Source organism: Nostoc sp. DSM 114167 (genome assembly GCF_052692655.1).
On the sequence record NZ_CP195116.1, the window covers coordinates 4,925,136 to 4,937,971 of the forward strand.

A 12,836-nucleotide genomic window follows, 5' to 3' on the forward strand; every position below is an offset into this window, starting at 1 on the left:
AATCGCTGTAGAAGTAGAATTAATGCCCAATAACTAATGACAAATGACAAATGACAAATGACAATTTGTTAACCTGTAAACTGAAGTAAAAATTCAAAGAATATCAGGAATCATGTACGTACTGATTGGTGGAGCAGGCTTAGTGGGGCTAAGTTTAGCGCAAAAACTGGTAGAACTAGGACATACTGTTGCCGTAATTGACATTGACCCTATCGCTTGCCGCTATGCCCGCGAACAAGTAGGAGCAATGGCTTTTGAAGGCAGTGCTGTAAGTACAGAAGTATTGTTAGAAGCGGGGATTCGCAAAGCTGGTTCCTTGGCAGCAGTTTTGAGAAGTGATGCCTTAAACTTAGCAATGGTAACTCTTGCGAAACACTACGGCGTCACCCATATTTTGAGTCGGATGCGCCACCCAGATTTTGCCGAACCACTACGGATAGCTGGAGCCAACCATATTATCAGTACTGTTGAACTATCAGTTTCAACAATGGTAAACGCCATTGAATATCCCCAAGTGGAATCAATGATGCATTTTGAGCAGGGACAGATTGAGGTTCTGAAACTTTCCATCCCCAACAATTGCTATGTTGCCGGTCGTAGCGTTGCCGAAATTGCTCAAGATTCCCAATTCCCTACTGGTTCGCTAATTATTGGCTATCAATCCCATCCCCACGAAGATTTAATCATTCCTAACGGCAGTACAATACTGGAACCTCATTCAACTGTGCTGATTGTGACTAAACCAAGATGCTTACATCAAGTCATTGATTTTATTGAACAAAAATGTTGAGCGCAGTTCCTACCTAAACTGTTTATTAGGTAGGGTTAGCTACACATATAAAAAAATTGGTGAATTTTGATGAAGCTGTATAGATATATTTATTTAGCGATCGCTGTTATTTTTCTTGTATCTTGTCAATCAACACCCAAGTCACAACCCAATGCCATTCCAGCAACCCCATTGCAAAAAACAGTGACCCTGGATAAGAATTTTAAGATAGCAAGCGGTCAAACTCTTTATGTTCCAGTCTACTCTCATATCTATCATCACAATCGCCAAGAGATTTTTGAGTTAGCAGTTACGCTTAGTATTCGGAATACAGATTTGACCAATCCGATTATTATTACTTCTGTGCGCTACTACAACTCAGAAGGGAAACTAGTTAAACAGTATTTAGAGCGCCCTATTCAACTTGATGCGCTAGCTTCGACAGATTTTTTTATCAATAGAAATGACACTAGTGGAGGTTTAGGCGCAAACTTCATTGTCGAGTGGGTAGCGCAAACAGAACTATCCGAACCGATAGTAGAAGCAGTCATGATTGGCACTGACTTTCAGCAAGGAATTTCTTTTATCAGTCCTAGTAGGGTAATTAAAAGTCAAAATAACGATAAGCGATCGCTTTTAAAATAATTCGTAATCACGCTCTCTACCAGACGCTAAAAGTGTAGCTTGCAACTCTTACAGAGTACGCGGACTCGCTTTACGGGACGTTAACGTAATTCCTAATCAAGTTAATTCCTCGTTCCTATGCTCCGCATGGGAATATATTCCTCTTGACATTGCTCGTTTACAGCAATTAAAGTAAGAAACTTTGTCCTGAATTTTCTTAATTTGAGCATTCAATATTAATTATTTACATATCTTCTAGGCGACACAGAATTGATAGCTTTCTCAGTCAATATATTTAGTTCTGATAGTACCGTCTGGCATGATGGTATCTTTGAAAAGAGTATCTTTGAAAACAACTCTTTCACAAAGTACAAGACTTTCGATATTATCGATGATTTCCAACTGAGTTCCTCTGAAGTTAACTCTAGTCAAATTAGCTTCGGAGAAGTCGGTCTGATAAAACCTGGCAAAACTGAAGTTAACTTCAGTCAAATCAGCACAAAGGAAACAAGTTTGGCTCAAGCTAGCACCGCTCAAATTAGCTTCCCTCAAATTAGCTTTGAAGAAAATAACCTCATCCAAGGTGCCGCCACTCAAATCGGCTCTACTCAAATTGGCGTTGTCAAAACAAGCTCGCCACAAGTTGGTGTAACTCAAATCAGCCCCGCTCAAGTTGGCTCGTTCAAAATGAGCGTATTCCAAGTTGACACCTCTCAAGTCAGAGCCACTCAAATTGATTCCTTGGCTACAGGTAATAAGTCTTTGCAAGTTGGCATATCTGAAGTTAGCTCCACTCAGATTGATGCCATACATTCCTTCCTCCCTCAATTCCAGAAAAATGTCAACTCCAGTAAAATCTCTTTCCCCAGCAGCATACTGCTCCAACAACTCCTCAACAGTTATTCTCATCTATACACCTCCGCAATCACCAACATCCTCTAAGCTCGACTTTATCCAAAATTAAGAACTCGGTTTTCTTTATCCGACAAAAACCTTAGCTTTTCGGCAAATACTTTTTCAACGTCACAGATTATCGATGAAGTTAAAAAAGCAAAACTACTGTCCTACAAAGGTTTCAGCTTAAGCGATCGCGTTGTGAAAAAAATGGATAAAGTCGAGCTAAGAGGATGTCTGAAAACTTTTTGGTACTGTTAAAGGTATTTATATTTCATGTGGTTAGAACACTTGAGAAGTTGCTTTCATATAAGTAAAAGTAATTACTCCTCACCTCCGATTTCAGATAGTTCAGCAAAAAATGTATCTCAATTTACAAAATCTTGACGTTCACTCTCTTGGAAAAAACTTTGCGATTTACTGATATTTAATCGTCTTCCAATTTCAACAATTGTTCATCAAGAATTTGTATCCGTCCACGCACAATTTCTTCTGATAGAATTCGCTTCCGCATTGCCTCATTGAGCGCTCCTTTTTCTGCCAGCAGTAAACGGCGGCGAATGGCTTCAAGTTTACTGCTCTTGCCACTTCTACCTTCCACCTCATCAGGGCGACGATTATATAATTCCCGCAGTGTTTTTTCTGCACCGGCAATTCGTACCTGATAAGCTGAACGCATCTCTTCATAAACGGCTTTTGGTAATACCCCTGATTTCAACAGACTATCTAATTCATCTTGTGCTGCTTTACCCGTCATCAATTGGGCTTGCAGCTCTTCAACTTGTTGTTGAATTTCGGAAAATTTAGATAATTTTAAACGTTTTACCACCCAAGGCAAACTTAAACCCTGTCCCACTAACGACACCAGCACACAGCCGAAGACTATAGCTATCAGGACTTCTCGCCCTGGCAGTGTTGTAGGTAAACTCAATGCCAGAGCCATTGAGAGTGAACCTTTGATGTTGCCTAAAAACAGTAAATGTTGCCAGCGCAGCGGAATTGGGCGGTCAATCCAACGAACTAATGCTAGTAGCGGATAAACTGTAAGAACTCGCCCGACTTGATAAGCCAAAACTGCAAGTAGAATTGCAGGTAAAGTTTTCCAAAGCGTTACCAAATTTATTTCTACACCAATCAACAGAAAAATAAAGGTGTTGACAGTAAAACTGGCATATTCCCAAAAACTCAACAAGGTGATGCGGCTAGAAGCAGAAGTATTGCGAGAAAGCCCAAAATTCCCGAAAATCAATCCAGCAACAACTACAGCCACAGGGCCTGATACACCAAGAAATTGCCCAGCCTGAAAAGTTCCTAATGCAACTGCGACTGTCAGCAAAAGACTACCAAGGGCATCATCTAAACGGGCGAATACAGGTATACTCAAGTAGCCCAAGACTAACCCGACAACGCAGCCTCCTAGAGAGATAAATAGCAGCTGTTGGATTCCCTCGATAAATGTGAGTGAGCCTGTTGAATATACTTGCACGATCAAGTTGAAGGAAACTAGGGCAGCAGCGTCATTGAATAAAGTTTCTCCTTCAACAATGGTGGAAAGCCGCGAGGGCACTGGTATCTCCTTAAATACAGCAATCATGGAAACAGTATCAGTGTTTGCCAGAATTACTCCGACAAATAACGCAGGTATCCAACTCAGTCCCAGCCCAAATTTCAACAGGACGGCAATAATCACACTGGAAATCACAGCCCCTGGGCCAGCTAGTAAAGCAATTGGTTTAAAGGTACTGCGTAAGCGGCTGACATCTGTATTAATACCAGCTTCAAAGATCAGAATTGGTAAGAAAAGATCCAAAACAAGGGTTGGATTTAAACCAATCCGACGAGACAATAACTCAGTGATGGGCAAACCTGCTAATACTAAACCAGTAACATAAGGGATTCCCAACCTTCGAGACAGCAAAGCTACTCCTGTAGCCACAACCAAGAGAATAATTGAAACTTTGACTAATTCGGTAACATCCACTATTGCGTTTTAGAGAGTTAGTTTGACTTGACTGATAGATTCTCTCTTCATTCACTCTAAACTATTGAGGGATTTTAAAACCCCTACAGTTAATGTAGGGGTTTAATCACTTAATGAATTTCTTGCAAATCCTTCACGTACCCGCACTCAATGCAAAAAGCAATTTGTTCTTCAACCTTTTCTGGGTCTATAAACATTTGACCATCAGCGCAGTTAGGGCACTCACCGTAAAAATCTAAGTTCCCTTGATTGTCGTACTCGTCATCGTCAGGATCGTAAAATGCATAATTTTGTTCGCTCATTTTGCGTTTGCTCCTGGTGTTGCCTGCGCCATTGCTCTCGATAACTCCCGAAACAACATATTGGCAACCTTAGAACCTAACTTTGCCTGCAAGTGCTTACCATTAAGCAACTGCTTACCGGAGGCATCAACCTTACTTTTGAGGGTTTCTTTATAAAGTTCAATTTCCTCACCAATGGGATTATTGGGCAATCGACCGTTGATTTCGATTTTGGTAATCACATACTGCCAAAAATTCATTCGGCACAAGGCGCTACCACTACCTTTTTCAACGAGCTTATCGCCAGACTGTTCCAAGACAGTACCCATACCTAGCCTGAGTTTAAAGCCGTCGCGGCTGCGGTTGCGTTTAACCCGCTTCACGTCACCGGGGAGAAACTTGACTACAGATTTACCATGTTCGCGGCTGACCTCCTTTTTCTTTACTTCCCTGACCTCTCGCTCAATTAACTGTTTGCCGTTGGTCAAAAACGCTTCAAATGGATAAATTCGACTGAGCAGCCGGGACCGAATTCTCAGGCCAAAATTGAACTGGTCAAAGACGTGGTTATAAGTTTTGAATTGTTCGTGGTTGACCAAAGGCGACAGCAAAGCTTCCAAGCGTTGCTCCTCTAAGTCAATGTCGCATAACCAATCAGCATGAAGTCGGACAATTGGATCTATTTCTAGTCCAAGTTTTACCGCTATTGATTGCTGGTATATTTTGGTTATGGATTTATAAGTTGGTGGATGTACTTCTAGCTGACGCTGTGCTAACCAACCCCACAGGGGCGGTACATTTCCTACTTTGGTACTCTCAGTTTTACTGTGAGCTTTTTCTGGAAATTGCCACGCCAGGGCCTGGCGGGTGTAGTTAACTATCGGTGACTGAACGCGGTTAAGGTGTTCGAGTTGCTGTACCAAGGAGCGCAGTTCATCAATCGGTTCGGGACGGTGCATTAGAAACTGACGCCCGTTGAGTTCTCCAGTTTCTAAATAATTCTCTTGGTCTAAGGCGTATGCTGCCATCGCTAAGGCATCGGCGGCATCGGATTTATTGGGTAGGTTTTTACCACCGCGATAACGCTTGAGTTCAACGTGTCCAACCCAGAGGATCTTAATTTCTAAGCTTTCTAGAATTTGTGCCCAAAGACGTGAATAATGATTGCCTGTTGGCTCCAAAATGGCGACATCAGGATTATTATTTCTCACATAATCAGCAAAATCAAAAGCTGATTTTTGATTGCTTTTCGGCTTTGGACTAGAGTAAAAACTAGGGAATAAGTTCGAGGCTTTAGTTCTAGTTTTTTGCCAATAGTTCTTTAAACCTCCTACTGGGTATTGAGTTAAAATATGGCAAGTGACTGACGACTTGCTAACATCAACTCCCAAGGATGTAATTGATTTAATTGTCATGGTTCTGCCGAGAATTGGGATTTTTAGTATTCGTGGTGGCACACGAATTGATTTGAAAACCCAGTTTGACGCTTGAATCCCCTAACACCCCACCAACAGAGGGGCGCGATTCACTCTTAACGCTGGGTTTAACCCGGTAGCTCTAGGGTTGGTGCGCTTGAACGATTTAACACCCCACTATGTGGGTGCGCGATTCATGTTTAACGCCCCATTCCCTAGAAACAATGGGGCGGATTGCTTTGGACACAACCCGCGACGGTGGAGAAAGCCACCGTTTCGGCTACTGTGTCAGGTAGCCCACGCCGTAGGTGGCGCGATCGCAGCAATTGCGATTCATCAGGCGGTTACTCAGTCTCTATCTTTGGCAGCGTTGAGTTTAAGTTGGCAATAATTTTTAATAGCTGCTCTTCAAAATATTCATTTTGGGTAGCAGTTTCTTCTTCAAACTCGGAAATCTCTTTAATTAAAGTATCAAGACGAGATTTAGCTTTTAATAACGTGTGCCAAGTAATGTAGTAATCCCAACTGGGATCTGGTTGTGGGATATTTAAATCTTCATTCATAAATTTCATCGTCCTCAAATTCATCATTATCAAACTCGTCATACTCAACTAATGAATATGAGTTTTCTGGGTCAATAATGTTAAGAGCAGCGGTGAATGCTCGACCCGTGATAACATCAAAAACCGAGAAGCCACCATTCGCGATCGCAGTCTCAATTGGTACCATCTCGAAGATTCGCTCCAGTTCCGGTGTTCTCAGCCTTGGGTCGATGTCTTCAATGGAGTTGATTGGCGGTGGTTCCTGGTTGCCATCAATCCATCGGTCATATTGGGTATTGCAAAACTCAACAAAAGCTCTAGCGCCTTCAACCGTTCCTGACTGTGGTGCAGTTTCAAAAAAATCAGCAAGTTCTTTGCTACGGGCGAACCCTTCCACCCAGCACTGCATAGAAGCAACCCACTCATGACTCACGGAAAAGCCACCTTTTAGCTCTGCCTCAAGTGCAACTGCGACTGCATCAGCTTTGCAATTGATGGCAATAATTTGGGCTAGGGACTGAAATTGAATGCTACTAAGGCGCTCTACGTCGATAATCCACAGCGCCACTTCTTCACCATTTTTGTTAACGGTTCGCTCCATCGGGAAAGGGTCGCGCATGGGTATCATCCCGTTTGCAAATAAATCTAAAATTGGCTCGTAAGGACTGCCGGGTTTGAGTTTCACCCAAGTATCATGTTTGGTCATGGTGTAATTTTTCGCTAAAGTTAAAAGCCGTCGGGGACACCGCCCGTTTGGGAAGTATCCCCAGTTTCAAAAGGGATATTATCTGGGTCAGGTTCGTTAGGGTCAAGTTCTGGGGCAGGTGGCTCATCCTTGATTTTTCCAAGCCGTCTAAGCTCGGCTCTGAGTTCGGCAATCTCGTCAAGTAACCTTTCTTTCTTCACTTCGGCCTGTAACATTTGCCTGTTGTATTCCTTGGTTACTGATTCTCGGATTGTGCGCTCGACTATATCGGCAAGTTGCAAGATAGCTTGTTCTGGATCTTCCCCTTCATCAACTTCAGCAAACAGTTCTAGGTGCTTATTTTCGTAATTTCCCAGATTGAGTACGCGTTTGTAAGAAATGGTTTTGATTTTCATGCTTGTGTGCTATTAAATACTTGTTTGAATCGATTTTCAATTGCGATGCCTGCGGCGGGCTGCGCCTACGCGCCATCTCCTGCCGCGATCGCAATTGATTTAGATGAGCTATCCTTGGTTAACTCCCTGTGGCTGAGGTGCGTCGTAAACTACCTCAAATATTCCCCCTCCCTGACGCAGAATGCTGGTGTAGGCATCGGCATCAGTGCGGCTACGAAGTCGAGCAACACAAACATTTTCCCCACTGGGCAAGCGTCGGAAAATCGCCCAAGGTCTTAGCCCATTGCTGTAAGTCATAATCTAAATTCCTAATTTTCAAAAAAACACCAGCGCAAGCTTTCCAGCCTGCGCTGGTGCAACTTTATAAATGAGAGGTGTTGTGATTAGTGGGTTTATTGCTGCATAGGCAATACCTCCGTATCTAAAAGACTGCGACCCCAACGCACTTGATTAATCAGCGCTTCGATTAATCCCTCTCTGTCGCCCACGGGCAAAGAGCTATTAATTTGATGCCCCACTACATAGATTTCATCGCGGCATCTGCCGGGAGCTTGATCGCACAATTGAATAGCGATCGCCGAAATTAAAAACAGCTTTTCGCGTTTGCTCATTCCCTCAAACGTCGGCCCGTACTCCTCTTGGAGAGATTCCAATAGGGAGCCATCATTTAAGGTGTAACTAGTGAAATGTCCTATTGGCTTTGACATTGGTACAATTTCCTCAATGCAAATAATCGTAGACTTGGCGATCGCTATCCAGTTCAGGGATGGTAGGCGATCGCCTTTTCAATTACTTATTTCTCCTCCTTTGGCTCCTCCTTCTCAATCAGTTCTTGGACTGTGGTTGTCATCTGGTTTCCTGGGTTGTTGATTGTGCAGACATCAAACATCACCGCGCGGCAAACTCGTTACCGCGCTCAGTTCTCTGGTGATTACAGGGTGTTTCCGCACCGGGGCTTATGCAGTGGCGCGGGTGCTTGCTCCTGAATGGGCCCTCACAGGCTCGGTGGCAAGGGTGAGGGGGGAGCTAAAAATAGTTTTCTATGTGAGAAACTAATGTTATGTTAATCATATAGAAAACCTCCTGTCAACAGTTTTCTATATGAGAATTAGTTTTCTGTATGTAAAATGGGTTTACCATATATGAGCAAAAAGCATGGCGAGACCGAAAAAACTGGCCGAGGACGCAAAGAACGTGTCCCTATTCCTGAGCAAGAAGGACTGGGACTTATTCGAGACGAAAGCGAAAACGATGGGATTGAGCAGGGCGGACTTGGTAGCGAAGATAGCGAGGGGGGACATACCCTTAGGTCAGCCGTCTCCCTCACTGGAGAAAGCGATATTGGAAAAGTATTAGAGCGACTTGAGTTATTAGAGCAAGGTTTTAAATTCTATGTTGGTTCTCATCGCCAACGTCTTGAAGCTCGACTTGACGAGAATAAGAAGTTTGTAGACTCATTTGATGAAGGAATGAGACTGATCAAGTCAGAACTTTACAACATAGCTGCTCAGTCGCTCGAAAAACCTGAAGAACCTGAAGAACCTGAAGAACCTGAATAAAACCGTCCTGCCGACTGTGGTTAGGGCGGTTTTGTTTTGCGATCGCGGTTAGGGGTTAGGGGTGGAGGGGTGCGATCGCAAATGAGAGAAAGACTTATGACAAGAGACGAAGCGCTAGAACTGATAATCCATGCAAAACCCTGCTTTTACACCGGGAATATCCTCAAACATTTCTTGAGGAGAGAGCTTTACGTTATTCAGTTAAGCCCACCCACTAGTCCATTGCAAGCTGCCCAAGTTGGTATGGCAGCAAAACCCGGCGAACAGCAATACGACTCTGCTTGGGTGAAATTCACTGAGTTATCAGTTGAGGAACCAAATGACTAATGACTAATGACAAATGAAAAAATCAAAAATCTCATCATCAAAAGTAGTTCGAGCTAGAAGCCTTGCTGTATACGAGCTAGAGAAGCTTTTCGACTATATCCGCACCGTTGACCCAGAACTCGAAGCCGATCAAGCGATCGTGCTGACAGCATACGTCTTGGCTGATTTACCAAACTTATTCCGACAAAATCCTGAGTTAGTGGATCGCATAAAAGAGATAGCAGCGAATATCAAGCAAAAGAATACTCGCAATTGATAACCAATGAACAGGACTGAACATCTTGATTGGGCCAAACATCGGGCCAATGAATATCTCAACCAAGGACTGCTAATACTAGCGTGGCAATCCTTCTCTAGCGACCTGCTAAAACACGAAAAGCTTAGAAATCATCCTGGGCTTCAAATTGGAATCCAAAAGCTGGTCTTGGGTCAACTTCAAACAGAGTCAGCAATGCGGAAGTTTATTACTGATTTTTCTTAACTCCTAATTGACCGAAAAAAAACCAAAAAGCCACCCAGATTTACAAGGTCGGTGGTGGCTCTCTGTGAGAATAACTAATAATATCATGACAGAAAATACTCTAAAAATCAATCTTCCGTGGACGGAAGAACACGAAGCATACTGTTACAAACACCATATTCCACCAGCTGCAAAAATTCTCTGGCAGTGGCTAATGAGGCAAGGCCAAATAGCAACTAAAATCGAGCCAGATTTATCAGAATTTAATGCCTGGGTAGCTAAGACCAGAGGTAAACCTTATGCTCATAATTACCTCAAAAAGATATTTGAAATACTGGTATCATGCCGGGTTTTACAAGTAATTAAACAATATTCTTGGAAGATAACCAAGTTACTTGTTAGACCTCTGTCATGGTTAAATCCACCCAAAAAACGCCAAGAAAAAAAGTTATATAACCATAACTCTAGTTACAATTCACCCCCCTCAAATGATATCTCTGCCGAACAGGGGTTAAACAGCAGCAGCAATAATATTACTCCTACAACGGCCGAATTTGAGGAGTTAGAAAGACAACACGAGATACTGACCGCTTGTGCTGAGTACGAAATATACTTTGACCCAAATAAACGAACAACAAGACAACTCTTTGAGTTTGACATTGGAGATGTGCGATTAGCTCTTAAGCACTTTGTTCTTCGTGGTGGAAATCAAGCAATTAACAATCCTCAAGGATGGTTAATCAACTGTTTACATAACTGTTACTGGGAGGACGCAACGCTTAATCTATCTGAATTTTTACTTGCTTTAAAATCTTGGTTCCCTAAGAACCTTCCAAGGGATTACTAGGGAATAACTGCATAAAAAAACTGCTTCCTCTTGGAAGCAGCGACCATAATAACCACTGTTGATTATGAACCAACCTACACTTTTTGATTTACAAGCTTTCACTAGGAGTTAATTCGCTCCTGGCGTGACCGTTCTTCGCGATCGCACTCCTGAATCGTCGTAGCTCATCCCAGCGCCGCGTAGTAGTTGAGCCAGTACTGCTGTACTGATTTGGGTGAAACTGTGCAATTCTTGATTCTACAAAAGAATCAATTAGCAGTAAAACTTGGGAATCTAGGGCAACTTGCCCCGAATCCAAAGCACGAGCAAATTCTATTATTTGTTGCTCCAGGGCTGCGGGAACCCGAATATGTTTAGTCTTGCCGTGGTTCCATTGAGCCTGCCAAGTTGTACTTCTGCGGCCGCCTTTGCCTGCCATCTTTAACCTCAAATGCTTGTCACAGGTACTTTATCAGCCTGTATTGCCTGTGACAAGGCAATTGTGATTTGGCTCGCCAATTTTCACTCCCAATGCCCAACGACCAATGACCATATAGTGTCAAGTATTCTCAATAAGTAGAAGCTGCGCTGGGGCCATCAAATAATGGTGTAGAAACATTGATTTATCGTGATAATTTTGCTTAAAAGCAAATTTTTTATTGGGAGTAAATTTCATTAAGTACTTAAAAATGAAAAGCGATCGCGCCAAATAGGATGAACGCGCGATCGCTTGCTAGTTGTTTTTGAAATTTAGGATCTTCAGCTTATTCGCTTGTTTCATGCTTTGTCCAAATTCGGATAAACCCGATCGACTTCATCCCATGCAAGATTTGTGAGATTCTCCAGTGCCATAGCCAAATACACAGGATGGTCATATTCCCCTTTCTGCAAGCGCTCGAAGAAGATTTCGATTTGGAGGAATAGCAGGTTGGGGTTCATAGAGTTGCGATCGCGCCTCTTCTCTCATCCGTCTCTATCTCAAAGTAAGGGTCAAGCCCTTTATTATCGCGGTGTCCGGTGAAGGTGCGAATAGTTTCCTTTGGAATTCCATTCTTTCTCAATCGGTTAACAAAGCTCCGTCTCATGCTGTGAGTGGATATTCCCTTCGCTTCATACCCTGCTTTCTCCACCGCAGCCATCAAAATGTTGTAGGCATTTTTCCAGACAATCGGCTTAGTTCCGCACCGGGACGGGAATAACCACTCGCTATTTGTGGCTGGTTTATATCGCTCCAAAGACTCTTTCAAGATTGCATGTACTGGAATCTCTGTGGCATCGGCTGTCCCGTCTGGCCTGTGCTTTCTAATGATTGCAGGAAAAATGATATCGGTTTTAGCAATACCTGGTTCCTGATAAACATCGGCTACTTTCAGTTTCACCAAAGCCCCCCAGCGTTCGTCGGTGAACCATCCAATGTCTAAAAGCAGTTTGTATTTTTCTGTTAAAATTTGTTGCCTGACTTTGGAATATTCAGCGTTTGTAATTACAGCAGCTTTTCCTTTTCTGTTACTCTTTGCCATAGACGTAAAAAATAAACTTCGCATATTCCGCTTTTACCTGAATCAGAGGTGAAAGTGGAATTACCTAAATATTCACTATTAGTAAATATTCGCTCAATCCTAATGCTGGCAAAGGATACACGGCATCAGTGAATATTCCACTTCTACATAAAAGTGGAACATTTACGATTTTTTTAAACTTGCATAAAACAGGAGAGTAACTATTTACAAATCTCTTCAAAATGACAGCATTAAATCCAGCCACAGATATTCCATCTCAAATTGATACGCTAGAAAAACTTGCAGCGTGGGTAGGTTTAGCGCTTTTTAATATAAATTCCACCTTGACCGTTATTGAGGGTGTTGGTTACACGGAGCGCGCTTGCCAAGCGGGTAACTATTGGGTTGCTGCTGATGCAAAAACACGTATGGTGGTTAGACTATCCCTGGAAGTCTCGCCGGATCAATCGAGTGGTGCGAATAAGAACTGGACGTATATCCAGGCATTGAGTAATACTGCCTTACCCGCAGCATTCAAACAGAATTAATTGCAATCAG

General features: G+C 42.8%; 22 protein-coding genes. 10 read left to right on the plus strand and 12 right to left on the minus strand.

Features of this window, described 5'->3' with window-relative positions:
- Nucleotides 1–112: 112 nt before the first annotated feature.
- On the plus strand, nt 113–790 hold the full coding sequence (locus NSTC731_RS20880; RefSeq protein ID WP_445626610.1) for a potassium channel family protein: 678 nt from the start codon (nt 113–115) through the stop codon (nt 788–790).
- A gap of 69 nt (nt 791–859) precedes the next feature.
- A complete protein-coding gene (locus NSTC731_RS20885) occupies nt 860–1,414 on the plus strand; it encodes a DUF3124 domain-containing protein (protein WP_445626611.1) in 555 nt (184 codons plus the stop codon).
- Between the two features lie 261 nt (nt 1,415–1,675).
- Here NSTC731_RS20885 and NSTC731_RS20890 read toward each other — a convergent pair whose 3' ends face one another.
- The 4 genes from NSTC731_RS20890 to NSTC731_RS20905 form a co-directional block, all read right to left on the minus strand.
- The gene (locus NSTC731_RS20890; protein WP_445626612.1) at nt 1,676–2,302 is read right to left on the minus strand and encodes a pentapeptide repeat-containing protein; all 627 of its coding nucleotides are present in this window, start codon (nt 2,300–2,302) and stop codon (nt 1,676–1,678) included.
- A 412-nt stretch (nt 2,303–2,714) separates the two neighbouring features.
- Nucleotides 2,715–4,268 (minus strand): cation:proton antiporter, encoded by a 1,554-nt coding sequence (locus NSTC731_RS20895; RefSeq protein WP_445626613.1) that lies wholly within the window; start codon nt 4,266–4,268, stop codon nt 2,715–2,717.
- A 110-nt stretch (nt 4,269–4,378) separates the two neighbouring features.
- Nucleotides 4,379–4,570: a hypothetical protein gene (locus NSTC731_RS20900; RefSeq protein WP_445626614.1), complete on the minus strand. Its 192-nt coding sequence runs from the start codon at nt 4,568–4,570 to the stop codon at nt 4,379–4,381.
- A complete protein-coding gene (locus tag NSTC731_RS20905) occupies nt 4,567–5,964 on the minus strand; it encodes an IS110 family transposase (RefSeq protein ID WP_445626615.1) in 1,398 nt (465 codons plus the stop codon). The genes NSTC731_RS20900 and NSTC731_RS20905 overlap by 4 nt, the downstream gene beginning before the upstream one ends.
- Before the next feature lie 157 nt (nt 5,965–6,121).
- On the opposite strand from NSTC731_RS20905, the gene NSTC731_RS20910 reads away from it, so the two are divergent.
- The gene (locus NSTC731_RS20910) at nt 6,122–6,355 is read left to right on the plus strand and encodes a hypothetical protein (RefSeq protein ID WP_445626616.1); all 234 of its coding nucleotides are present in this window, start codon (nt 6,122–6,124) and stop codon (nt 6,353–6,355) included.
- Here NSTC731_RS20910 and NSTC731_RS20915 read toward each other — a convergent pair.
- The 5 genes from NSTC731_RS20915 to NSTC731_RS20935 all read right to left on the minus strand — a co-directional run bounded on the left by NSTC731_RS20915 (nt 6,309) and on the right by NSTC731_RS20935 (nt 8,314).
- Nucleotides 6,309–6,527, minus strand: coding sequence for a hypothetical protein (locus tag NSTC731_RS20915; RefSeq protein WP_445626617.1), 219 nt, complete (start codon nt 6,525–6,527; stop codon nt 6,309–6,311). The genes NSTC731_RS20910 and NSTC731_RS20915 overlap by 47 nt on opposite strands.
- Complete coding sequence (locus NSTC731_RS20920; RefSeq protein ID WP_445626618.1) at nt 6,520–7,212, minus strand: hypothetical protein; 693 nt, start codon at nt 7,210–7,212, stop codon at nt 6,520–6,522. The genes NSTC731_RS20915 and NSTC731_RS20920 overlap by 8 nt, the downstream gene beginning before the upstream one ends.
- Before the next feature lie 20 nt (nt 7,213–7,232).
- Entirely contained in the window at nt 7,233–7,607 is a 375-nt protein-coding gene (locus NSTC731_RS20925; RefSeq protein WP_445626619.1) for a hypothetical protein, read from the minus strand.
- Nucleotides 7,608–7,715: 108 nt separating this feature from the next.
- The gene (locus tag NSTC731_RS20930; protein ID WP_445626620.1) at nt 7,716–7,904 is read right to left on the minus strand and encodes a hypothetical protein; all 189 of its coding nucleotides are present in this window, start codon (nt 7,902–7,904) and stop codon (nt 7,716–7,718) included.
- A 95-nt stretch (nt 7,905–7,999) separates the two neighbouring features.
- Nucleotides 8,000–8,314, minus strand: a complete 315-nt coding sequence (locus tag NSTC731_RS20935) for a hypothetical protein (protein ID WP_445626621.1) — start codon at nt 8,312–8,314, stop codon at nt 8,000–8,002.
- A gap of 16 nt (nt 8,315–8,330) precedes the next feature.
- Between NSTC731_RS20935 and NSTC731_RS20940 the strand changes: the two genes are divergently transcribed.
- The 6 genes from NSTC731_RS20940 to NSTC731_RS20965 all read left to right on the plus strand — a co-directional run bounded on the left by NSTC731_RS20940 (nt 8,331) and on the right by NSTC731_RS20965 (nt 10,800).
- Nucleotides 8,331–8,477 (plus strand): hypothetical protein, encoded by a 147-nt coding sequence (locus NSTC731_RS20940; RefSeq protein ID WP_445626622.1) that lies wholly within the window; start codon nt 8,331–8,333, stop codon nt 8,475–8,477.
- 272 nt (nt 8,478–8,749) lie between these two features.
- The gene (locus tag NSTC731_RS20945; RefSeq protein ID WP_445626623.1) at nt 8,750–9,166 is read left to right on the plus strand and encodes a hypothetical protein; all 417 of its coding nucleotides are present in this window, start codon (nt 8,750–8,752) and stop codon (nt 9,164–9,166) included.
- 96 nt (nt 9,167–9,262) lie between these two features.
- Nucleotides 9,263–9,493 carry a hypothetical protein gene (locus NSTC731_RS20950; RefSeq protein WP_445626624.1) on the plus strand — a complete coding sequence of 77 codons (231 nt, stop codon included), beginning with the start codon at nt 9,263–9,265 and terminating at the stop codon, nt 9,491–9,493.
- Nucleotides 9,494–9,506: 13 nt separating this feature from the next.
- On the plus strand, nt 9,507–9,749 hold the full coding sequence (locus NSTC731_RS20955) for a hypothetical protein (protein WP_445626625.1): 243 nt from the start codon (nt 9,507–9,509) through the stop codon (nt 9,747–9,749).
- Between the two features lie 6 nt (nt 9,750–9,755).
- Nucleotides 9,756–9,974, plus strand: coding sequence for a hypothetical protein (locus NSTC731_RS20960; RefSeq protein ID WP_445626626.1), 219 nt, complete (start codon nt 9,756–9,758; stop codon nt 9,972–9,974).
- Nucleotides 9,975–10,059: 85 nt separating this feature from the next.
- Nucleotides 10,060–10,800, plus strand: coding sequence for a hypothetical protein (locus NSTC731_RS20965; protein ID WP_445626627.1), 741 nt, complete (start codon nt 10,060–10,062; stop codon nt 10,798–10,800).
- 88 nt (nt 10,801–10,888) lie between these two features.
- Here NSTC731_RS20965 and NSTC731_RS20970 read toward each other — a convergent pair whose 3' ends face one another.
- From NSTC731_RS20970 to NSTC731_RS20980, 3 genes are all read right to left on the minus strand, one after another.
- A complete protein-coding gene (locus NSTC731_RS20970; protein WP_445626628.1) occupies nt 10,889–11,218 on the minus strand; it encodes a hypothetical protein in 330 nt (109 codons plus the stop codon).
- 338 nt (nt 11,219–11,556) lie between these two features.
- The gene (locus NSTC731_RS20975) at nt 11,557–11,718 is read right to left on the minus strand and encodes a hypothetical protein (protein ID WP_445626629.1); all 162 of its coding nucleotides are present in this window, start codon (nt 11,716–11,718) and stop codon (nt 11,557–11,559) included.
- The gene (locus NSTC731_RS20980) at nt 11,715–12,299 is read right to left on the minus strand and encodes a tyrosine-type recombinase/integrase (RefSeq protein ID WP_445626630.1); all 585 of its coding nucleotides are present in this window, start codon (nt 12,297–12,299) and stop codon (nt 11,715–11,717) included. The genes NSTC731_RS20975 and NSTC731_RS20980 overlap by 4 nt, the downstream gene beginning before the upstream one ends.
- A gap of 221 nt (nt 12,300–12,520) precedes the next feature.
- On the opposite strand from NSTC731_RS20980, the gene NSTC731_RS20985 reads away from it, so the two are divergent.
- Entirely contained in the window at nt 12,521–12,826 is a 306-nt protein-coding gene (locus NSTC731_RS20985) for a glucose-6-phosphate dehydrogenase (protein WP_445626631.1), read from the plus strand.
- The last annotated feature ends 10 nt before the right edge of the window (nt 12,827–12,836 follow it).

Excerpts from the sequence above, each read along its gene's own strand:
- NSTC731_RS20880 (WP_445626610.1), top strand. The coding sequence starts at position 113 with ATGTACGTACTGATTGGTGGAGCAGGCTTAGTGGGGCTAAGTTTAGCG.
- NSTC731_RS20885 (WP_445626611.1), top strand. The coding sequence starts at position 860 with ATGAAGCTGTATAGATATATTTATTTAGCGATCGCTGTTATTTTTCTT.
- NSTC731_RS20890 (WP_445626612.1), bottom strand. The coding sequence starts at position 2,302 with ATGAGAATAACTGTTGAGGAGTTGTTGGAGCAGTATGCTGCTGGGGAA.
- NSTC731_RS20900 (WP_445626614.1), bottom strand. The coding sequence starts at position 4,570 with ATGAGCGAACAAAATTATGCATTTTACGATCCTGACGATGACGAGTAC.
- NSTC731_RS20905 (WP_445626615.1), bottom strand. The coding sequence starts at position 5,964 with ATGACAATTAAATCAATTACATCCTTGGGAGTTGATGTTAGCAAGTCG.
- NSTC731_RS20915 (WP_445626617.1), bottom strand. The coding sequence starts at position 6,527 with ATGAATGAAGATTTAAATATCCCACAACCAGATCCCAGTTGGGATTAC.
- NSTC731_RS20920 (WP_445626618.1), bottom strand. The coding sequence starts at position 7,212 with ATGACCAAACATGATACTTGGGTGAAACTCAAACCCGGCAGTCCTTAC.
- NSTC731_RS20925 (WP_445626619.1), bottom strand. The coding sequence starts at position 7,607 with ATGAAAATCAAAACCATTTCTTACAAACGCGTACTCAATCTGGGAAAT.
- NSTC731_RS20930 (WP_445626620.1), bottom strand. The coding sequence starts at position 7,904 with ATGACTTACAGCAATGGGCTAAGACCTTGGGCGATTTTCCGACGCTTG.
- NSTC731_RS20935 (WP_445626621.1), bottom strand. The coding sequence starts at position 8,314 with ATGTCAAAGCCAATAGGACATTTCACTAGTTACACCTTAAATGATGGC.
- NSTC731_RS20940 (WP_445626622.1), top strand. The coding sequence starts at position 8,331 with ATGCAAATAATCGTAGACTTGGCGATCGCTATCCAGTTCAGGGATGGT.
- NSTC731_RS20945 (WP_445626623.1), top strand. The coding sequence starts at position 8,750 with ATGAGCAAAAAGCATGGCGAGACCGAAAAAACTGGCCGAGGACGCAAA.
- NSTC731_RS20950 (WP_445626624.1), top strand. The coding sequence starts at position 9,263 with ATGACAAGAGACGAAGCGCTAGAACTGATAATCCATGCAAAACCCTGC.
- NSTC731_RS20955 (WP_445626625.1), top strand. The coding sequence starts at position 9,507 with ATGAAAAAATCAAAAATCTCATCATCAAAAGTAGTTCGAGCTAGAAGC.
- NSTC731_RS20960 (WP_445626626.1), top strand. The coding sequence starts at position 9,756 with ATGAACAGGACTGAACATCTTGATTGGGCCAAACATCGGGCCAATGAA.
- NSTC731_RS20965 (WP_445626627.1), top strand. The coding sequence starts at position 10,060 with ATGACAGAAAATACTCTAAAAATCAATCTTCCGTGGACGGAAGAACAC.
- NSTC731_RS20970 (WP_445626628.1), bottom strand. The coding sequence starts at position 11,218 with ATGGCAGGCAAAGGCGGCCGCAGAAGTACAACTTGGCAGGCTCAATGG.
- NSTC731_RS20975 (WP_445626629.1), bottom strand. The coding sequence starts at position 11,718 with ATGAACCCCAACCTGCTATTCCTCCAAATCGAAATCTTCTTCGAGCGC.
- NSTC731_RS20980 (WP_445626630.1), bottom strand. The coding sequence starts at position 12,299 with ATGGCAAAGAGTAACAGAAAAGGAAAAGCTGCTGTAATTACAAACGCT.
- NSTC731_RS20985 (WP_445626631.1), top strand. The coding sequence starts at position 12,521 with ATGACAGCATTAAATCCAGCCACAGATATTCCATCTCAAATTGATACG.